The 20809-nt window shown below is 61.4% G+C and carries 16 protein-coding genes and 2 pseudogenes; 8 read left to right on the top strand and 10 right to left on the bottom strand.

What is annotated here, in order from left to right:
- Window positions 1-23 precede the first annotated feature (23 nt).
- A complete protein-coding gene (queG, locus tag AC07VF_RS11075; RefSeq protein ID WP_495008523.1) occupies window positions 24-1142 on the top strand; it encodes a tRNA epoxyqueuosine(34) reductase QueG in 1119 nt (372 codons plus the stop codon).
- Between the two features lie 12 nt (window positions 1143-1154).
- On the opposite strand, the gene AC07VF_RS11070 is transcribed toward queG, so the two are convergent.
- Both AC07VF_RS11070 and orn read right to left on the bottom strand, forming a co-directional pair.
- Window positions 1155-1766: a trimeric intracellular cation channel family protein gene (locus AC07VF_RS11070; protein ID WP_122533826.1), complete on the bottom strand. Its 612-nt coding sequence runs from the start codon at window positions 1764-1766 to the stop codon at window positions 1155-1157.
- 117 nt (window positions 1767-1883) lie between these two features.
- Window positions 1884-2420, bottom strand: coding sequence for an oligoribonuclease (gene orn, locus AC07VF_RS11065; protein ID WP_065987811.1), 537 nt, complete (start codon window positions 2418-2420; stop codon window positions 1884-1886).
- A 113-nt stretch (window positions 2421-2533) separates the two neighbouring features.
- Here orn and rsgA point away from each other — a divergent pair, with 113 nt between their 5' ends.
- On the top strand, window positions 2534-3565 hold the full coding sequence (rsgA, locus tag AC07VF_RS11060; protein ID WP_192171099.1) for a small ribosomal subunit biogenesis GTPase RsgA: 1032 nt from the start codon (window positions 2534-2536) through the stop codon (window positions 3563-3565).
- 133 nt (window positions 3566-3698) lie between these two features.
- Here the strand turns inward: rsgA and motB are convergent, their stop codons facing one another.
- On the bottom strand, window positions 3699-4754 hold the full coding sequence (gene motB / locus AC07VF_RS11055) for a flagellar motor protein MotB (RefSeq protein WP_495008524.1): 1056 nt from the start codon (window positions 4752-4754) through the stop codon (window positions 3699-3701).
- Window positions 4755-4757: 3 nt separating this feature from the next.
- Window positions 4758-5609 carry a flagellar motor stator protein MotA gene (gene motA, locus AC07VF_RS11050; RefSeq protein WP_037015764.1) on the bottom strand — a complete coding sequence of 284 codons (852 nt, stop codon included), beginning with the start codon at window positions 5607-5609 and terminating at the stop codon, window positions 4758-4760.
- A gap of 213 nt (window positions 5610-5822) precedes the next feature.
- On the opposite strand from motA, the gene AC07VF_RS11045 reads away from it, so the two are divergent.
- The 4 genes from AC07VF_RS11045 to AC07VF_RS11030 all read left to right on the top strand — a co-directional run bounded on the left by AC07VF_RS11045 (window position 5823) and on the right by AC07VF_RS11030 (window position 11213).
- Window positions 5823-7358: an HDOD domain-containing protein gene (locus AC07VF_RS11045; protein WP_495008525.1), complete on the top strand. Its 1536-nt coding sequence runs from the start codon at window positions 5823-5825 to the stop codon at window positions 7356-7358.
- A gap of 46 nt (window positions 7359-7404) precedes the next feature.
- Window positions 7405-8220 carry a rhodanese-like domain-containing protein gene (locus AC07VF_RS11040; RefSeq protein WP_495008526.1) on the top strand — a complete coding sequence of 272 codons (816 nt, stop codon included), beginning with the start codon at window positions 7405-7407 and terminating at the stop codon, window positions 8218-8220.
- 52 nt (window positions 8221-8272) lie between these two features.
- On the top strand, window positions 8273-9142 hold the full coding sequence (gene asd, locus AC07VF_RS11035; protein WP_495008613.1) for an archaetidylserine decarboxylase: 870 nt from the start codon (window positions 8273-8275) through the stop codon (window positions 9140-9142).
- 286 nt (window positions 9143-9428) lie between these two features.
- Window positions 9429-11213 carry a cyclic-di-GMP receptor FimW-related protein gene (locus tag AC07VF_RS11030; RefSeq protein ID WP_495008527.1) on the top strand — a complete coding sequence of 595 codons (1785 nt, stop codon included), beginning with the start codon at window positions 9429-9431 and terminating at the stop codon, window positions 11211-11213.
- Window positions 11214-11256: 43 nt separating this feature from the next.
- Here AC07VF_RS11030 and serB read toward each other — a convergent pair whose 3' ends face one another.
- Window positions 11257-12474: a phosphoserine phosphatase SerB gene (gene serB / locus AC07VF_RS11025; protein ID WP_495008528.1), complete on the bottom strand. Its 1218-nt coding sequence runs from the start codon at window positions 12472-12474 to the stop codon at window positions 11257-11259.
- Between the two features lie 130 nt (window positions 12475-12604).
- On the opposite strand from serB, the pseudogene AC07VF_RS11020 reads away from it, so the two are divergent.
- Window positions 12605-13334 (top strand): annotated as a pseudogene (locus AC07VF_RS11020) (AhpA/YtjB family protein); the annotation flags it as partial.
- 95 nt (window positions 13335-13429) lie between these two features.
- Window positions 13430-14134: pseudogene (locus AC07VF_RS11015) on the top strand (histidine kinase); the annotation flags it as partial.
- 55 nt (window positions 14135-14189) lie between these two features.
- Here AC07VF_RS11015 and AC07VF_RS11010 read toward each other — a convergent pair.
- The 5 genes from AC07VF_RS11010 to parE form a co-directional block, all read right to left on the bottom strand.
- Complete coding sequence (locus tag AC07VF_RS11010) at window positions 14190-14897, bottom strand: PqiC family protein (protein ID WP_495008529.1); 708 nt, start codon at window positions 14895-14897, stop codon at window positions 14190-14192.
- A 179-nt stretch (window positions 14898-15076) separates the two neighbouring features.
- Entirely contained in the window at window positions 15077-17344 is a 2268-nt protein-coding gene (gene parC / locus AC07VF_RS11005) for a DNA topoisomerase IV subunit A (RefSeq protein ID WP_495008530.1), read from the bottom strand.
- Between the two features lie 10 nt (window positions 17345-17354).
- Window positions 17355-17837 carry a retropepsin-like aspartic protease family protein gene (locus AC07VF_RS11000; protein ID WP_346626944.1) on the bottom strand — a complete coding sequence of 161 codons (483 nt, stop codon included), beginning with the start codon at window positions 17835-17837 and terminating at the stop codon, window positions 17355-17357.
- A gap of 35 nt (window positions 17838-17872) precedes the next feature.
- Window positions 17873-18850 (bottom strand): esterase-like activity of phytase family protein, encoded by a 978-nt coding sequence (locus AC07VF_RS10995; RefSeq protein ID WP_346626846.1) that lies wholly within the window; start codon window positions 18848-18850, stop codon window positions 17873-17875.
- Window positions 18850-20754 (bottom strand): DNA topoisomerase IV subunit B, encoded by a 1905-nt coding sequence (gene parE / locus AC07VF_RS10990; RefSeq protein WP_495008531.1) that lies wholly within the window; start codon window positions 20752-20754, stop codon window positions 18850-18852. The genes AC07VF_RS10995 and parE overlap by 1 nt, the downstream gene beginning before the upstream one ends.
- Window positions 20755-20809 lie beyond the last annotated feature (55 nt).

Genomic DNA, 20809 nt, shown 5'->3' with positions numbered 1-20809 from the left:
CTGCGCCCCGGTGTCCTCCTTGCATGTCCGCGATAACTGTAGATCCATCCACAGCCTCAACGCCCCTCTCGGCGGCCGGGCTGACCGACCTTGCCCAATCGATCAAGGCGTGGGGGCGCGAGCTTGGCTTTCAGCAAGTCGGGATCTCGGGGCTGGACCTGGCTGAGCACGAGCAGCACTTGGAGCGATGGCTCGACGCCGGGTACCACGGCGAGATGGACTACATGGCAGCGCATGGCAGCAAACGTTCGCATCCGGACGAGCTGGTGCCAGGAACCCTGCGCGTGGTGTCGTTGCGCATGGACTATCTTCCCGGCGACACGCAGATGGCTCAGTTGCTGGGGCAGCCCGAGAAAGCCTACGTTTCCCGTTACGCGCTGGGCCGTGATTACCACAAACTGATCCGCAAGCGCGTGCAGCAACTGGCGGAGCGTATTCAACAGGCGATCGGTCCGTTCGGGTTTCGCGCGTTCGTTGACAGCGCACCGGTGCTGGAGAAGGCCATCGCCGAACAGGCCGGGCTGGGCTGGATCGGCAAGAACACCCTGGTACTCAATCGCAAGGCCGGTAGTTATTTTTTCCTCAGCGAACTGTTCGTCGACCTGCCGCTGCCGGTAGACGCGCCACACGCTACCGAGCATTGCGGGCGCTGCACGGCGTGCCTGGACGTCTGCCCGACCAATGCGTTCGTCGGGCCCTACGTACTGGATGCGCGCAAGTGCATTTCCTACCTGACCATCGAGCTAAAGACGTCGATCCCCGAAGACTTGCGCTCACTGATCGGCAATCGGGTGTTTGGCTGCGATGACTGCCAGATCGTCTGCCCGTGGAATCGCTTCGCCCGGCCCACCGATCAGACAGACTTCAAGCCGCGCCACGGCCTGGATAACGCCGAATTGACGACGCTTTTTTTGTGGGATGAAACGACCTTCCTGAGCAACACCGAAGGCTCACCGTTGCGGCGCGCCGGGTATGAGCGGTGGCTCAGAAATCTGGCCGTGGGGCTGGGTAACGCGCCGTCTAGCATCCCTGTGATCGAAGCGCTGAAAGCGCGGCGGGAGCATCCGTCAGAGATGGTGCGCGAGCATGTGGAATGGGCGTTGCGGCAGCATGAAGCCAGGGCCCCAGGACGCTTGCTGTAATAACGCGCTGACTCAATGCCCATCCTTGTAAACAAACTTCGGCATTTCCCAGCGAAACCTGATCGCCAGCAGCCGCAGCAACAGCCCGCCAAACAGAGTAATCAGCGTGCCCTGCTCCACCGGCAAGCCGGCGTACTGACACAGTAAAAAGCACCACGCGGCGGCGAACGACACGCTGGCATACAGCTCGCGGCGGAAGATGAGAGGGATGTCGTTGCAGAAAATATCCCGCAAAATCCCGCCAAACACGCCCGTAATCACCCCGCTCACGGCGGCGACGGTCATGCTCAAGCCCATGTCCAGCGCGGTCATGCAGCCGATCAATGTGAACGCCACCAACCCCAGCGCATCGAGCACCAGAAACAGCGAGCGCAGATGGCGCATCAGCGGTGCGATGAAAATCGTCACCAGCGCCGCGACGCTGGTGAGGATCAGATATTCAGGGTGCTTGACCCACGTCAGCGGGTAATGCCCCAGCAGCACGTCGCGAACCGAACCGCCGCCCAATGCCGTGATGCACGCGATCAGCACCACGCCGAACCAGTCCATGCCGCGACGGCCTGCGGACAGCGCGCCGGTCATGGCCTCGGCCGTAATAGCGATCAGGTAGAGCATCAACAACATGGCGGCAGTCCCTGCGAGAAAGGGGCGCAGTCTAACCACTCGACCGGGGCACCAAAAGAGAGCGTTTAGCTTTGCGTCCTCTCCAGGCGACCGCGCTTGGCCGCCGGCGCCCTCTCATCAGGACTTGATGAAGTGCTCGCGATAGAAACGCAGCTCGGCGATCGACTCACGGATATCGTCCAGCGCCAGGTGAGTGCTGCCCTTCTTGAACTTGAGATCAGGCGACCAACGTGCGGCCAGCTCCTTAAGCGTCGAGACGTCGAGGTTGCGGTAGTGAAAGTAGTTTTCCAGCGTCGGCATGCGCTTGTACAGGAAGCGACGATCCTGGCAGATGCTGTTGCCGCAGATGGGCGAACTGCGCTCGGGAACCCACTGCTTGATGAACTCAAGCGTCATGGCCTCGGCTTCGTCGTTGGAAATCTTGCTTTCGCGCACGCGCTGGGTCAGACCGGAGCCACCGTGCTGGCGGGTGTTCCACTCGTCCATGCCGTTCAGCAGCTCATCGCTCTGGTGAACCGCGATGACCGGGCCTTCGGCCAGGGTGTTGAGTTCGCTGTCGGTGATGATCGTTGCCATCTCGATGATGACGTCGTTATCAGGGTCCAGACCGGTCATTTCCAGGTCGATCCAGATCAGATTCTGTTTGTTCTGCATATGTCGGCTCCTCAGCGTTGGCGCGCAGTTTAGCCCACCCGGGCGTGCTAGACTCGCTCGCGCTTTATCAAATAAGCACCTTTATGCGTCTTCAAACGGAACACTGAACACCCATGGCCAAACGCCAACTCAATCGCCGCCAGAACTGGCGCATCGAAAAGATTCAGGGCGAACGCGCAGCGCGTGCCGCAAAACGTGAATCAACCGCTCTCGAAACGCTGGAAGGCGGCGATCTCGGTCCCGAACAAACGGGGCTGGTCATCGCGCATTTTGGCGTGCAGGTAGAAGTCGAAGCGCAGGAAGGCGAGCTGCAGGGTCAGGTTTTCCGCTGCCACTTGCGCGCCAACCTTCCAGCACTGGTGACCGGCGACCGAGTTGTCTGGCGCGCGGGCAATCAGGGCATCGGCGTGATCGTTGCGCAACTGCCCCGCGATACAGAACTGAGCCGCCCGGACAGCCGGGGCCAGCTCAAGCCGGTCGCCGCCAACGTTGACCTGATCGTCATCGTTTTCGCACCGATGCCCGAACCCCATGCCAACCTGATCGATCGTTACCTGGTGGCTGCCGAGCACGCGGGGATTCGCCCGCTGTTGCTGTTGAACAAGTTTGACTTGATCGACGATCAGAACGCCCCGGCGCTCAATGCGCTGCTGGCCGTTTATCGCACGCTGGGTTACCCGGTGCTGGAAGTGTCGGCCCACCACGGCGACGGCATGCAGCAATTGCAGGACCAGTTGGATGGCCACATCAGTGTGTTCGTCGGCCAGTCCGGCGTCGGCAAATCCTCGCTGGTCAACAGCCTGCTGCCGGAAGTCGGCACCCGCGTCGGGCCGTTGTCGGAGTATTCGGGTCAAGGCACGCATACCACGACCACCGCGCGCCTTTTCCACTTCCCGCGCGGCGGCGACCTGATCGACTCACCGGGTATTCGTGAATTCGGCCTGGGCCACGTCAGCCGTGCCGACGTCGAAGCGGGCTTTATCGAGTTCAACGACCTGCTCGGCCGATGCCGCTTCCGCGACTGCAAACACGACCGCGAACCCGGTTGTGCGTTGTTGCAGGGCCTTGCAGACGGACGCGTGCAGCAGCAGCGCATGAACAGCTATCGCTCGATCATCGCGAGCTTGCCGGAAAGCAGTTATTGATTCAGCGGTAGTGGCCAATCCGATTCAGGCCTTCCCGGCTGAAGCCGCTCCTACTGACTGCGGGCCCGTTGAATGAAACGCGCACACAAAAACGCCGCGATCATCGCGGCGTTTTTGTGTCTGCAACCCAGTATCAATTCTTGGTGTCGTCGATCTTCAACTGGCCCTGATCGAAGATGTTCAGTTTCTGCCGGATCTCGTGGGGCTGGGCATAAGCCTGTGGGTCAACGGCAGGTGTGGAAGTGGACGCCCCCGGCTGATTGGCCGGCGCTGCAGCGCCAGGTACAGGCGATGGCGCAGGAGCTCCTGGTGCATCCGGGGTTTGCGGTGCTTCGCCTGAATTCTGCGCGCCTTCGATCCGCTGCTGCGCTTTCTTGGTCATCACCACAATGTCGATGCGACGGTTGATCGGGTTTTGCGGGTGCTCCTTGTCATACAGTGCCGAAGACGCATAACCCACTACGCGCGCCACCTGCTGATCCGGATATCCTCCCGCGACGAGCGCCCGGCGTGCGGCATTCGCTCGACCGGAGGACAGCTCCCAGTTACCGAAGCCATTGTTACCAACAAAGGGCGTCGCGTCGGTGTGTCCGCTGATGCTGACTTTGTTCGGCACGGCTTTGATGGTGTCGGCCATGGCCAGCAAGATGTCTTCGAAATACGGTTTGAGCTTCGCGCTGCCGATGTCAAACATCGGGCGGTTTTCGGCGTCCATGATCTGGACGCGCAAACCGTCCTGAGTGATCTCGAACAGAATCTGGTCCTTGAACTTCGCCAGTTGCGGATTCTCGTTGATCTTGGTCTGCAACTCTTGCAGCAACATCTCCAGACGGTCCTGCTCGACCTGCTCGGCGGCGGCATCCTGTTGGTCTGCATCAACGGGCACGCGATCCGGCGCAGGCGTGGATTGCACTTCCGGGTTGAGCGTCTGGTTAGGGGACATTTCCGGCGAACCGCCCAGGTCAATCACATAGGGCGAGCCGCTGTCGGAAAAACCGACCGGGTCCTTGAAGTAACCGGCGATGGCGAGCAGTTGCTCGGGGGTGGCCGACGACATCAGCCACAGCACCAGGAAGAACGCCATCATCGCCGTCGCGAAGTCGGCAAAGGCGATTTTCCAGGCGCCGCCGTGATGCCCCCCGCCGTAGCGCTTGACGCGCTTTATGATAATCGGCTGATTATTTTCCATGGATCAACGACCGCGGACAGCTTGTTCCAGCTCGCTGAAGCTGGGGCGATGGGCCGGATACAGAACCTTGCGACCGAACTCCACGGCCAGCGAAGGCGGCACGCCGGACGCTGACGCTACGAGCGAAGCCTTGATCGATTCATAGACGTTCATTTCTTCCTTGGCATCGTGGGCCAGGGAAGTGGCCAACGGACCGAAGAAACCGTACGCCGCGAGAATACCGAAGAACGTACCGACCAGCGCCGCACCGACGTGCATACCGATCGCCGCTTTGTCGCCGGAGCCCAGGGAGGCCATGGTCACAACGATACCCAGTACCGCAGCAACGATACCGAAACCCGGCATGGCGTCGGCGACACCGGTCACTGCGTGGGAAGGATGCTCGAGCTCTTCTTTCATGCTCAGCAGTTCCATGTCGAACAAGCCTTCCAGCTCGTGGGGCGCCATGTTGCCGGAAGACATGATGCGCAGGTAATCGCAGATGAAAGCGATCATGCGGGTGTCTTTGAGCACGCCAGGGTATTTGGCGAAAATCGGGCTGTTCTCGGGCTCTTCAATGTCGCCTTCGATGGCCATCATGCCTTCGCGGCGACTCTTGTTGAGGATCTCGTAGACCAGGCCCAGCACTTCGAGGTAGTAGCCGTGGGTGAACCGGGTGCTGAACATCTTCAAGGACTTCTTGATGACCAGCATGGTCATATAGCCCGGGTTGGCTTGCAGGAATGCGCCCAGCGCCGCACCGCCGATGATCATGACCTCGAAAGGCTGGATCAACGCAGCGATCTGACCGTGGGACAGTACGTATCCGCCGAGAACGCTCGCGAAAACGACGATGATGCCGATAATTTTTGCCATAGGTAGAGAATACTTACTGAGTCGGGTTCATGGTCATTGTGCGAGAAGCGCTTGAAACTCTTGTCCTGCTTATCGGCATGAATGCGCCAGACTATAGTCAGATCACAGGAAAATGCTGACCGATGCGTGGCGCAGGACGTTGCGTCCATGAGGGCCAGCATGATGCCAGTACCCGACATTGATCAAAACCTCCCAGCCGTACGGGTGTTGTGAATGCAATCAGATAAAGCTACTTCGCTCCCTGTTCCGCGCACCCTCGATACCTGGATAAAGCAGCTCGACAGCATCGCCTTGCCGGTGCCAGCGGTGGCGTATCAGCGCGTGCAGGCGGCATTGACCGACAGCCGCCGCTCGCTGCGCGATATTGCCGATCTCATGCAGGACAGCCCGGCGCTGGTGCTCAACGTTTTGCGCGAAGCCAACCTGAACAGCCCCGCCACGGCTCAGCCTGCGGAGAGTCTTGAAGTCGCCATCAACCGCCTGGGTCTGGCGCGTACCGAGGCGCTGCTGGCGCGGTTGCCGAGTGTCGATGCACGGGATATCCCCATGGCGCTGCGCCAGATACAACTGATCAGTCAGCACGCCATGCAACAGGCTTACGGCCTGTTCGCCAATCAACTGGCCCGGCTGTGGCAGGACATCCATCTGGGCAGCCTGCTGTTTCTCTCGCCCCTCTGGCCGTTGGCGCTGGCCCACCCCAAACTGCTGGAAGAATGGGAATTGCGGGTTATCCACAAGGGCGAATCTGCCAAGACCGTGGAGCAGGCACTGTTTGGCGTGCGGCTGGTGCGTTTGTGTCAGGGGCTGGCGCAGCACTGGCGCTTGCCGATCTGGGTGACCCAGGGCTACGAACTGCTGACCTCCCAGCAACGCAATCTGGTGAAAGTGTTGCGCATCGCCCATAGCAACAACGACCCACTCAAGCAGCAACAGCAACTCGACGCCGATCTGCCGCTGCGGCGCTGGCTTAACCAGCCCGCCAATACAATTCTGCTGGCCAACGGCCTCGCGCTGTCGGCGCACCAGGCCTGGGAAACGCCGCATAACCTGCGCTGGCAATTGCTGACCAGCCTGTATCTGCAACAGTCACTGGATCATCTCCAGCAGCAGGTTCACCAGAATGCGGCGGCCAGCGCTCGCCAGCATTCCGGCCTGGATATCTGGCACCCGGCGCAGGCTTTGCTTTGGCCGTGGAGTGCACGACGAGTACATAAAGGCTTGCTGCCTGCCCCGCCCCCCTCGCCCGACGCCTTGCAGCTGTGGCGCAAGCACTGCGCCGATCTGTTGAAAGAGCCCGGCATTTTCATCAACGCGATACACCTGACCACCTGCGCCCGGGATGCATTGGTAGCCGCAGGCATGCAACGAGTGGTGTTGCTGATGACCGATCGCAAGACCGACAGCCTGCGCGTGCATCAGATCGCGGGCGTGGACAAGTCGGCCGCTGCGTTGCTGGTGCCCTACAAAGACAGCACCGTGCTGCAACGCCTGCTCGCCCAACCCACGCAATTGCGCCTGACACCGGCCAACAACGCTCAGTTCTCGGCGCTGCTGCCGCCGCAGCTGCGCAATCTGTTCAGCGGCGAAAACCTGCTGATTCGCTCACTGGCCAGCAATGGCCGTGTGGTGATGATGGTGGTGGCTGATCAGGGCGGGGGGCCGTTTTCCGAAGTGTCCGTCCAGGCGTTCGGAAAAACCGGTCAGTGCATCGAGAAAGCGCTGACCACCTTTAGCCATCGCAATGGCTGACGGCTGAGCTACAATTCGCAACCTTTTCGCGATCCGGAGACGCTAGATGTCTGCCTTTTCAAGCCTGCCGCTGGTCATCGAGCCCGCAGACCTGCAAGCACGCCTCAGCGCGCCAGAGCTGATTCTGGTCGACCTGACCAGCCCGGCCCGCTACGAGGCCGGCCACATTCCCGGCGCGCGATTCGTCGATCCGAAACGCACGCAACTGGGCCTGCCACCTGCGCCGGGACTGCTGCCCTCGCACACCCATCTTGAAGCGTTGTTCGGCGAGCTGGGCCACAACCCCGAGGCGGTGTACGTGGTCTACGACGACGAAGGCGGCGGTTGGGCCGGCCGCTTCATCTGGCTGCTAGACGTCATCGGACACAAAAAGTATCACTATATCGACGGTGGCCTGCTCGCCTGGCAGGCCGAAGGTCTGCCGCTGTCGTCAGAGGTGCCACAGGCAGTCGGCGGTCCGGTCTCGCTCACCTTGCACGACGAGCCCACGGCCAGCCGCGAATACCTGCAAAGCCGCCTCGGCGCCGATGACCTGGCGATCTGGGACGCTCGCGCGCCAACTGAATATTCCGGCGAGAAAGTCGTCGCCGCCAAGGGGGGTCATATTCCCGGCGCCGTGAACTTTGAATGGACTGCCGGCATGGACCAGGCACGCCACCTGCGCATCCGCAAGGACATGCCGCAGATCCTCAAAGACCTGGGCATTACCCCGGAGAAAGAAATCATTACCCACTGCCAGACCCATCATCGTTCGGGCTTCACCTATCTGGTGGCCAAGGCGCTGGGTTACCCGAGGGTCAAGGGCTACGCAGGCTCATGGGGCGAGTGGGGCAACCATCCGGACACCCCTGTCGAGAAATAATCGGCGCCCGACGTGGCATAAATCCGTATTCCCTTTTTCAAACGTTTTAGGAATCTTGATGAAACAGCGTCTGTTTATCCTTTTCCAGTATCTGCTTCCCCATCATCTGCTGTCGCAACTGGCGGGCTGCGTGGCCGAATGCCGCGTGCGCTGGTTCAAAAATGCCTTCACCCAATGGTTTGCGCGACGCTACCAGGTCGACATGTCCCAGGCTCAGGTCGAGGACATCACCGGGTACCCGCACTTCAACGACTTCTTCACCCGCGCCCTCAAACCGGCCGCGCGTCCACTGGACCCAACGCCGGGCGCGATCCTTTCTCCCGCCGATGGCGCGGTCAGCCAACTGGGCCCAATTGAACACGGCCGCATCTTCCAGGCCAAAGGCCATAGCTACAGCGTACTGGAACTGCTCGGCGGCGATGCGCGCCTGTCCACGCCGTTCATGGGTGGCGAATTCGCCACCGTTTACCTGTCGCCGAAGGACTATCACCGTGTTCACATGCCGCTCGCCGGCACCCTGCGCGAGATGGTCTATGTGCCCGGCCGGCTGTTCTCGGTAAACCAGACCACGGCGGAAAACGTACCGGAGCTGTTCGCCCGTAACGAACGCGTCGTGTGCCTGTTCGACACCGAACGCGGACCGATGGCCGTCGTGCTGGTCGGTGCCATGATCGTTGCCTCGATCGAAACCGTCTGGGCCGGTCTGGTCACGCCGCCGAAACGCGAGCTCAAGACTTTCCGTTACGACGAAGCCGCGCGCGCACCCATTCATCTGGAAAAAGGCGCCGAGCTGGGTCGCTTTAAACTGGGTTCTACGGCCATCGTGCTGTTCGGGCCCAATCAGGTGAAGTGGTCCGAGCTGCTGGCGGCCGGTTCTGCCGTTCAGATGGGTCAGGGCATCGCGCTGCCATTGCAGGCCTGATTCTTGCCTTAACTCTTACCCGAGAGGCGTGATGCTGTTTTTCTGGCGCGAACTGCTTTAAGCCGTCGCGCCACATCACGCTTAACCAGGGATTGCCGGGGCTGGGCGCAGGACAATGTGCCCAGGCTGCGACCGTTGCAGGATGCTGCTAAAGTCCAGTTGTCAGCGCTGTAGGAAACTTCGCTTTCAGTGGACGTAAACGTGCTCTTTTCGCTCGGCGAGGGTGCTTGCCCCCGGAGTTGGACGCCGCCGTTCAGTCCTGTCGTCGTTGGAGTTTGCCGGTCACATGAGTAATTTAAGTCTTCCACTGTTGTTGCGCGCACCTGTGCCGACGCAGTCGAGCCTGTCGTTCTGTGACGCGACGCCCAAAGACTTGAAGCGCTGGATCGCTACGCTGCCCAAGGCCAATCTCGGTGAAATGGCCCGCCAGCTCTATCAAGGGCTCGGCGAGCTGAACCAGTTGCTCACCCCCAGCGACAACCGCATGCAGCTCCTTGAACTGCTTCGCCCGGAAGTTTTTTTCGTGTGCAAGCATCTGGAGCGTCACTTCCTGAACCAGTCCGTGGTTCTCGAAGAGCGTCCGCGCAAGGTCGCCAATCTGTGCCAGGCCCTGCAAAACCACCTCGCCATTGGCTACAAACAGATCATCGCGCGGGTGGCCGTCAAGCTCAGCAAAGACCGCATCGGCCTGCTGACCACCGCCCTTCAGCGCGCGCTCAGCTGCCTGAACGGCCCGCTGATCCGCGCCAATCAGCTTTACTGCCCGGTGCAGGACGGCCTGTGGCTTGAGCTGCACCAGATCTATCAGATCGCCCGCCAGCATCAGTTGCACAACGTGCCCGTCGCCGACAGCCTCGCCCACAACACCCAGGCGATGACCGTTGAACAGACTTACGTCGTCGCGCTGCTGATGGGCTGCTCGCGCTGTAATCAGATGCGCCAGCACAACATCGGCAAGCTGGCAGAGGCGCTGGATGCGTGGAGCGCGATGGTCACGCTGCAGCAGCCGCTGGACAGCCACAGCCTGTACGCGGTGTCGCCGGGCACGGACACGGCGCCGCGCTATGCCGCGCTTTACGACGATGATCAGCGGCCGAACCTGCTCGGCATCGACCCCCGTCCCCTGTCGGCTGCTCTGGAACGCTACACCGAAACGCCTGTTGAAGAACGCTCGAAATCCGCACTGAAAGTGCCACCGGGGTTGTCCATCGACGTCCTCCAGCACCTTGCCGCTGCTTGGGGTGATGTGTCAGAACGTGCGTTTCAACGCACCCCGGGGCAAGGCACCCTCACCGTCTGCGTGGGCATGAGCGCTCTGCATTATTACGTCGGCGGCCAGCAGTCTTTCAGCGACCTGCTGCAAATGTCGACCCTGTCCAAAGTCGCCGAATACACGTTGCAGCCTTTGAAGCCGGCCAAGCATGATCCGTGGGCGGAGACGGCGGACGCGCAACGCAATGGCACGTCCGACAGCATGTTGCCGTTCGAGGAAATCGAATACAAACGTGATGACGCTGAAGGCAATGCGGCGTCCGACGGGCAAAAGAGTTTTCCAACGTACACGCTGCACATCGTCAATCACAGTCCGGGCGGCTACTGCCTGGCCTGGCCGAAGGAAGTCCCGGACCAGTTGCAGGCCGGTGAGATGATCGGCATTCAGGACCATGGGCACGGCTGGAGCATCGCGGTGGTCCGCTGGGTGCGGCAGGTCCGTGGCGGTGGCATGCAGATGGGTGTCGAACTCATAGCCCCTTTCGCTCAGGCATGTGGCATGCAACTGACCCGTGCCGAGCAGAGCAGTCAGTTTTTGCGCGCGTTGCTGTTGCCGGAAGTTCGCGCCATCGACGTGCCAGCGACGGTCATCGCTCCGCGCCTGCCGTTCGAGGACGGCTCCAAGGTGCTGATCAATACCAGTGGCGAACAGCGACGCGCGAGCCTGAGCAATCGTCGTGCGACGACGGGCAGCTACAACCAGTTTGAGTATCAGATTCTTGAAGGACCGAAGAAGGTTGCGACGCCAGACGCCGGCGGCCCGGAGCAGGAATTCGATTCGCTGTGGACGGTGCTCTGAGCCATCGAGGCATCCGTTGCAGATGCCTCAACCTCCACGCTTGTTAAGCGCTGCTCCCTTCCCGGTCGCGGAACCCCAGCAAATACAGCACGCCGTCCAGGCCTAGCGTCGAGATAGCCTGTTTCGCTGACTGCTTGACCAGCGGCTTGGCGCGGAACGCCACACCCAGGCCGGCGATGGCGAGCATCGGCAGGTCATTGGCGCCATCGCCCACTGCGATGGTCTGCTCCAGACTCAACCCTTCTTTGCCCGCGAGTTCGCGCAGCAGATCGGCCTTGCGCTGGGCGTCGACGATCGGCTCGATCGCGTTGCCCGTGCACTTGCCGTCCACCACTTCCAGCTCATTGGCGAAGATGTAGTCGATGCCCAGTTTGGCCTGCAACTGGCGAGCGAAGTAGGTAAAACCGCCTGACAGGATCGCGGTCTTGTAACCCAGCCGTTTGAGTTCGGCGAATAGCGTTTCTGCGCCTTCGGTCAAACGCAACGAGGCGCCGATCTCGTCCAGCACCTTCACATCCAGGCCTTTGAGCAGCGCCAGTCGCTCTTTGAAACTGGCGCGGAAGTCCAGTTCGCCACGCATGGCGCGCTCGGTGATCTCGGAAACGCGCTCGCCGACGCCGTGGGCCTTGGCCAGTTCGTCGATGACCTCGGCCTCGATCAGCGTCGAATCCATGTCGAACACTGCCAGACGCCGGTTGCGGCGGAACAATGAATCCTGCTGGAACGCGATATCAACGTTCAGCTCCTGGGCAACGTGAAGGAATTCGGCCTGCATTTGCTGGGGATCGACTGGCTCGCCGCGCACGGAAAACTCGATGCAACCCTTGCTCTTCTCGCTAGGCATGTCCAGTGGCATACGCCCGGAAAGGCGGTCGATGCGGTCGATGTTCAAGCCATACTTGGCAGTGATCGCGCTGACCGTCTGCAGTTGCTCGGCGGTGACCTTACGGGTCAGCAGCGTCACGATGTGCCGCGCCTTGCCCTGACCGTCGACCCAGTGCTGATAGTCAGCTTCGGACATGCGGGTGAAACGGACTTGCTGCCCCAGTTCGTCGACTGTCGCCTGCACGTTCTGGCGCACTGCCGCGCCTGCCTCGGTGTCGGGGATTTCGACCAGGAGGCCGAACGACAGAGCGTCGTGAATCACCGCCTGACCGATGTCGAGAATGTTCACGCCGCCTTGGGCCAGCACACCGGTGATGGCCGCAGTGAGACCCGGACGGTCTTCACCGGTGATGTTTATCAGGACGATTTCGCGCAAGGCGCACCCCCGCAGTGGAAAAAAACCGCATTCTACGCACTTTCAGTGACCGCCGGGCACAGCCAGCGCTTTGCCGCCACAGGGTCGCTCGCTATACTGCGCCCCAACTTCACCAAGAGAGCCGTGCTCAGTGAACCGGCCCACGCCAGTAAAAACCGATAATTTCTTCTTGCTGATCTTCCGGGCATTGCGTCACCGACGTGTACCGATTGCTTTGCGCATCGCCAGCCATAACGTGATCCTCGTCGCGCTGGCTCTGGTGATCTACGCCTGCGTCATGGGTTTGCAATTCAAGCAAGCCATGCACGAACAGGCCGACGCATTGGGGCAAGCCCTGACCACGCAGACCGCCACGTCCGCCACTGAACTGCTGGTGTCCAACGACATCCTCAGCCTCAACGTGCTGCTGGGCAATCTGGTGAAAAACCCGCTGGTGGCCCACGCGGCTATTTATAGCCCCGACAACCGCATTCTTGCCGAAGCCGGTCAGCGTCCGAAAAACGGCTTGCTGGGCGAGGCGGAAGGTCTCTACGAGATCAAGATCACCTTCCAGGACGTGGTCGCCGGCACGCTGCGCATCAGCCTGGACATGGCTCAGTTTCAACAGCCGCTGACCATCAGCCTCCAGAGCATGGCGATTCTGGCCGGGATCCTGCTGGCACTGGCGCTGGCCTTGAGCTTGCGCCTGGGGCGCCATATCTCCACGCCGATGCTGCAACTGCGCATGTGGCTGCGCTACATCGATCCGTACACGCCGGCCACTGATCGTCAGGACGAGATCGGCGATCTGGCGCGCCAGCTGAAGACTTCCTACGCGCCGCCAGAACCGGAACCGGCTCCCATTCCCGAGCCTGCACAGGTCGAGGAAGAAGACGAAGCCTCCCCCGAGTTTGACAGCAGCGACCTGAACGACCCTGACTTCGACGACGCGCCAAAGCCACGCGCGACGGTGATCCCGGCTCGACGTATCGTCGCCGAGGAAGATGAAGACGACGAGGAGGATCCGTTCGCGGACCTTCGCGATCACTCTCCCGCCGCGCCAAAACCTGCGCCGCGTCCGATCCTTCCGGTCGTTCCATCGCAGCCGCAGTACAGCGCTGTGCTGGCCGTGCAGCTGGGTTCGCAGGAGCAACTTCGCCGCCTGCCGCGCACGCGTCTGACCGAGCTGCTCGAGCGCTACCGTGACTGCATTGATCAAGCCGCTTCGCTCTACGACAGCGAGCTACACACCCTGAACGACGGCAGTTCGCTGATGGTGTTCAGCACCCAGGACAGCGGCGATGACTACCTGACCAACGCGATCTGCTGTGGCGAGTTGCTGCGTGCATTGAGCCATGCCTTGCAGATCGAAGTCGCCGACAGCGGCATCACCCTGCAATTGCAGCTGGGCCTGACACTGGGCGAAGGCTTGCACGGCATGAACCAGATCGATCTGCTGCTGACCGAAACCGCCCAGGATGCCCTGGCCCTGTCGCAACACAGCCGCAACCTGCTGCTGGTGGAGCGCAAGATCAGCGAAGACCCGACCATCCGCCAGCGCGCGCGCATTCGCCCGATTGCGAGCCCCGAAGGTGCCAGCTGCGTGGAGCGTCTGATGGAGCCGTATCCGTCAATGCTGGAGCGCCAACTGGCGCGCATGCACGAGGCGCGCAAGGTCTAAGCGTCAGCCACAAAAAAAGCCCGCATCGCTGCGGGCTTTTTTGTGGGCGCTGAGTCTAGAAGCGGAACACTTCCAGATCGGTGCGAATCGGTGATGCCATCGGGATCTTTGGCTTGTCCTGATCAGTCCGGGTTTTTGCCGGCGCTGCGGCCTTCTTCGGCACGTCTGCCACATACGGCTGGCTAGCGATGGGCTTGACCGCGACGCTCAGCTTGTCCGCCAGGCGTTGCAGCAGAATCCCTTGAGCCTTGACCTGCGCAGCTGAAGAGCCTGCATGGGGTTCTTCCAGGTGAACCAGCTTGCTGTCGCGCACATTGCCGCGGCGGTCGAGCAAGCGCCACTGGGCATCCAGTACCGCCGGCTGCTTCTCGCCTGAATCCAGGCGGGTGATGGACAACACCACCTGGACATCCGGCGTGAAGTTGGCAGCGGCCGGCGCCATCACCACGCGTTGACTGTCGAGCTTCCAGGCGAGCTGGCGCAGCAGCAGTTGATCGATATCGGCAGACAGACTGCCCGCCCAGCGACCGTCGGTGGAAGCCTTGAGGCTGCCATCCGGTTGCCGCTGTAATAATGTTTCACGTTGCAGATAGTCAGCAATCGCCACAGGGCCCAGTAAAACGGCGACCCCGCCGGTATGTTTCGGTTGCCCAGGATCGCCGCTGTCCAGTTGATAGAGCGACGTGGGCTGATGAACGCTGCAACCGGCCAAACCCAGAACGCCGGTCAACAACAGCACACAGGGAACACGTAGAAAATTCATCATCCCTTCCAAGTGAACGCCGTGTAACGCGTCCACGCTGTTAAATACTTTAAAACATGAAGGCATTCCGCCATGGCGGCGCCAGAGGACGTCATATCATCCGTGAATATGCGCGTTGACTCCAGCGATTCTGCGTCGCTCTCGTGACGAAACGAAGAGCGACCGCCGAACCAACCGCTTTAGCCCGCGGTTTCCACCAACAGCGCATCGACGCGCTGGAAACCACGGGGCAGTTTGTTGCCCCGTCGTCCACGTTCACCTTTGTAGTGCTCCAGATCGTCGGGCCTGAGCGACAGATTGCGCTTGCCCGCCTGCAGCACCAACGTGGCGCCGTCGGGAACTACGGCCAGATCAGTCACGTACTCTTCCCGACTGGCAACGCGCTCGCCCGGAATGCCAATGATCTTGTTGCCTTTGCCCTTGCCCAGCTGCGGCAGATCGCTGATTTTGAACACCAGCAAACGGCCTTCGGTGGTCACGGCGGCGAGCCAGTTCTGCTCGCGATCGGGCACTGGACGCGGCAGGATCACCTTCGCCCCGGCCGGCAAACTCAGCAACGCCTTGCCGGCCTTGTTCTTGGCCTGCAGGTCTTCGCCCTTGACCACGAAACCGTAGCCGGCGTCGGACGCCACCACATACAGCGAATCGTCTTCCGGCATCAGCACACATTCGAAAGTCGCACCGGGCGGCGGCGTCAAACGACCGGTCAGCGGTTCGCCTTGGCCACGGGCCGATGGCAAGGTGTGCGACGGCACCGAATAACTGCGACCGGTGGAGTCGATAAACACCGCAAACTGGTTGGAACGACCCGGCGCCAGGGCCTTGAAGCCATCCCCGGCCTTGTAAGAGAGCCCGGTGGCGTCGATTTCATGACCTTTGGCGGAGCGAACCCAGCCTTTTTCCGACAGCACGACCGTAACCTTCTCGTTCGGCAGCAGATCGTGTTCGGTCAGGGCTTTGGCTTCGGTACGCTCGACGATAGGCGAACGACGGTCGTCGCCATAGGTTTCGGCATCCTTGATCAGCTCGGTGCGTACCAGTTTCTTCAGCTTGGCCTCGCTGCCCAACAGGGCTTGCAGCTTGGCTTGTTCCTTGAGCAATTCATCCTGCTCGGCACGCAACTTCATTTCTTCCAGTCGCGCCAACTGACGCAAACGGGTGTCGAGAATGTAATCAGCCTGGATTTCGCTCAGGGCGAAACGCGCGATCAGCGCGGCTTTCGGGTGTTCCTCGGTGCGGATGATGTGAATCACTTCATCCAGGTTGAGGTAAGCGATCAACAAACCATCCAACAGGTGCAAGCGACGCTCAACCTTGTCGAGGCGGAATTGCAGGCGGCGACGCACGGTCTGTACCCGGAACTCCAACCATTCGACCAGCAGGGCGCGCAGGTTTTTCAGCTGCGGCTTGCCGTCCAGGCCAATGATGTTGATGTTGACCCTGTAGCTCGACTCCAGGTCGGTGCTGGCGAACAGGTGCTGCATCAGCGCATCGTGGTCGAAATGCTTGCGGGCGCCCGGGATGATCACGATCCGGCACGGGTTTTCGTGGTCGGACTCGTCACGCAGGTCAGCGATCTGCGGGGCCTTGGACGGCTTGGCCTGCATCATCGCCGCGATCTGCTCCAGCACCTTGGCACCGGACACCTGATGCGGCAGCGCGGTGACGATGATGTCGCCGTCTTCGATGTGGTACACGGCGCGCATACGCACCGAGCCCTTGCCGGTTTCGTACATTTTCAGCAGGTCGGCGCGGGGCGTGATGATTTCCGCTTCGGTCGGGTAGTCCGGGCCCTGGATGTGCTCACAGAGCTGTTCGACCGTTGCCTTGGGCTCATCGAGCAAACGCACGCAGGCTGTCGCGACTTCACGCAGGTTGTGCGGCGGTACGTCGGTGGCCATGCCCACGGCGATGCCAGTGGTGCCATTGAGCAGAATGTTCGGCAGGCGCGCGGGCAAAACAGCGGGTTCTTCCAGCGTGCCGTCAAAGTTCGGCACCCAGTCCGCGGTGCCCTGCCCCAGTTCGGAAAGCAGCACTTCGGAGTAACGCGACAGACGCGCTTCGGTGTAGCGCATGGCCGCGAATGACTTGGGATCGTCCGGCGCACCCCAGTTACCCTGGCCGTCGACCAACGTGTAGCGATAGCTGAAGGGCTGCGCCATCAGCACCATGGCTTCGTAGCAGGCCGAGTCGCCGTGGGGGTGAAACTTGCCGAGCACGTCACCGACGGTGCGTGCCGACTTCTTGTGCTTGGCGTCAGCATCCAGGCCCAGCTCGCTCATCGCGTAGACGATGCGTCGCTGCACAGGCTTCAGGCCATCACCGATGTGCGGCAACGCCCGGTCCATGATCACGTACATGGAATAGTTGAGATAGGCCTGTTCGGTGAAGTCAGCCAGCGATCGGCGTTCTACGCCATCCAGGCTGAGGTCAAGGGAGTCGCTCATGCGGGCCTCATCATTTTGTCGTCTGGCGCAGCAACAATGTGCCGCCGCGCTGTGTGAATTCGAGTTGTTTCACGGCGCTCATGCCCAGCAGCACCTGTTCACCGTCCAGACCGGGCACCACCAGGGCGCGCACGTTGTTCAGGACGATGTCGCCAATCTGCAACCGTTGCAGGGTGGTCCGGAACGCGTCTGTGCGTCCGTTGGCCGTGCTCACCTGAACGCGCTCGCCGCGCTCAAGGCGCAGCGTCTGCGCGACGCTCTCCGGCACGGCGACATTGGTCGCGCCGGTGTCGAGCATGAACTGCACGGGGCGGGTATTGATCTGCCCGGTCATGACGAAATGCCCGTCACGATTGCTCGCCAGTGTCACCTCGAGATAGCCGTCCCCATGTTCGGAGGCGACGATGGTATTCGGATTTTCCTGCCGCTGCTCCCACTCGCCAAAAAAACGCGTCGCCAGAAACAGCGCCGCCGCCCAGGCGATGATCATCATCAGCCGCCCGGCGCGTTTGCCGGGAAGTGCCTGGGTCAAGGCTTGCCGCTCCAGCCACCCTCGGGCGCGGCAAAGCGCCAGACGACGGGACGTTTTTCGCCATCGGCGCGGGCACCAAAGTTGTTGTCCGTACCGACCCACGCGCCTTTCTCGTCAACGATCAGCGCTTCGGTCAGGCCGTATTTCTGGTCGTACAGCCGGTTGGGCTGCAGCGCCTCTTTGGCGAACGACCAACAGGTTTCCAGCTGACCTGTCGCCAGCGTCCGGCGGCAGATGCGATAAGCCGCGCGCTCCAGGGTGTACAGCTTGCCCTTGTACAGCGAGATGTCGGAATAGTCCTTGGAGACCGCCTTGCCACCCAGCTCAGGCGGCAAAATGTCATTGCCCGAGTCAACTCTCAGGATGCAACTGGCATCACAGGCCCAGCCGTCCTTGCCAAGCCTGGCGGTCAGCAGGCCACGCTTGTCACGTTCGGCGGCGAGCCATAGTTGATCGCCTGCCGGGTTGACCGCGATGCCTTCGAAGATGGCGTTGAAATGCTGCAGCATCCCGGCCGACTGCGCTTCCTCGACGACCTTTTTGGGCAGATCCAGCCAGACCGGCGCGCCTTTGACTGGCACCTTCAGCACGGCGGCATAGGCTTCGCTGACGAGGTAACGGTTGCCCGCCGCGTCGCAACTCACACCTTCAAAGTCCAGATCGCCGCCACGAATCAGCGCCGAGGCTTTGGCCATGCTGCGCAGGGTAGCGGACAAGCCGCTGTCCGGGATCGGCGGGATTTCCAGTGTCTGTGCCTTGGCTTTCCAGACCGTTGCCGAGGTGTCGAGGCTATAAAGCAGGGTGTCGTCGCGGTCCGAAACGGTCCACAGCACGCCGTTGCAGGACGCAAGGCCGGACAGGTTGCCGCCGATCATGTCATCCACCGGATGCTCCGACAGCAGCTTGAGCTCGGGCAGTGGCGCAGCGAAAACAGGCGTGACGACCAACAACAGCGCTGCAAACCAGCCCCGCATCAGACCAGCACCTCGGCTAGATTGCCTTTGGATTCGAGCCAGCTCTTGCGGTCGCCCGCGCGTTTCTTGGCCAGCAGCATGTCCATCATTTCCGACGTGGCTGTGAAGTCATCCAGGGTCAACTGCACCAGTCGACGGGTGTTCGGGTCCATGGTGGTTTCGCGCAACTGCGGCGGGTTCATCTCACCCAGGCCTTTGAATCGGGTGACCTGCGGCTTGCCGCGCTTCTTCTCGGCCACGAGTCGGTCGAGAATGCCGTCGCGTTCGGCTTCGTCCAGTGCGTAATAAATGTCTTTGCCCAGATCGATGCGGTACAGCGGCGGCATGGCAACGTAGACGTGACCGGCATCCACCAGCGGACGGAAATGCTGGACGAACAAGGCACACAGCAGCGTCGCGATGTGCAGGCCGTCGGAGTCGGCGTCGGCCAGAATGCAGATTTTGCCGTACCGCAGCTGGCTGATGTCTGCAGCCCCCGGGTCGACCCCGATCGCCACGGCGATGTTGTGCACTTCCTGGCTGGCAAGCACTTCGCCGCCGTCGACTTCCCAAGTGTTCAGGATCTTCCCGCGCAACGGCAGGATGGCCTGAAATTCCTTGTCCCGCGCCTGTTTGGCGGAGCCGCCAGCGGAGTCACCTTCGACCAGGAACAGCTCGGAGCGCATCGGATCCTGACCCGCGCAATCCGCCAGCTTGCCCGGCAGTGCCGGGCCTGACGTGATGCGTTTGCGCTCGACCTTCTTGCTCGCCTTGAGACGACGACCGGCATTGCTGATCGCCAGTTCAGCCAGTTGCATGCCCATTTCAGGGTGTGCGTTGAGCCACAGGCTGAAGGCATCCTTGACCACACCGGAGACGAACGCTGCCGCCTCGCGGGACGACAGCCGCTCTTTGGTCTGGCCGGAGAACTGTGGCTCCTGCATCTTCATCGACAGCACGAAAGCGATGCGCTCCCAGACGTCTTCGGGTGCCAGCTTCACGCCGCGCGGCAGCAGATTACGGAACTCACAGAAGTCACGCATCGCGTCCAGCAGGCCCTGACGCAGCCCGTTGACGTGGGTGCCGCCCTGGGCGGTGGGGATCAGGTTGACGTAGCTTTCCTGAACGCTGTCGCCACCCTCGGGCAACCACAGCAGCGCCCAGTCGACGGCCTCTTTGTTGCCCGCGAACACGCCGCAGAACGGCTCATCGGGCAGGCGCAGAAAGTCAGACACCGAATCCTGCAGGTACGAACGCAGGCCGTCCTCGTAATGCCACTCGACTTTCTCGCCGGTGCCTTTGTCTTCGAAACTGACCAGCAGGCCCGGGCACAGAACGGCCTTGGCCTTGAGCACGTGCTTGAGGCGGCTGACCGAGAATTTCGGGGTGTCGAAGTATTTGGGGTCCGGCGCGAAGTACACGCTGGTGCCGGTGTTGCGCTTGCCGACGGTGCCAACCATGGCCAGTTCGCTGGCCTTGTAACCGTCAGCGAAGGACATTTCATATTCGTTGCCATCGCGCTTGACCCGCACCCGAACCTGGGTAGAAAGCGCGTTGACCACGGAAATCCCGACGCCGTGCAGACCGCCTGAGAACTGGTAGTTCTTGTTGGAGAACTTGCCGCCGGCGTGGAGCTTGGTGAGGATCAGCTCGACGCCCGACACGCCCTCTTCCGGGTGGATGTCCACGGGCATGCCGCGACCATCGTCGGAGACTTCCAGCGAGTTGTCGGCGTGCAGAATGACCTGCACGGATCGGGCGTGGCCTGCCAGCGCTTCGTCGACACTGTTGTCGATGACTTCCTGCGCCAGGTGGTTGGGCCGTGAGGTGTCGGTGTACATGCCCGGCCGTTTGCGGACCGGGTCGAGGCCCGAGAGGACTTCGATGGCGTCTGCGTTATAAGAGCTAGCGCTGGGATTGGCCATGGGGTCTCGTCATCAAGTCGTTCATGAAATTTCGGAGTAGCACTGGTTTTACAAG

Source organism: Pseudomonas sp. GW821-FHT02H06, from assembly GCF_059421525.1.
Note: the sequence above shows the minus strand (reverse complement) of the source record. Positions and strands in the feature narration are given on the sequence as shown.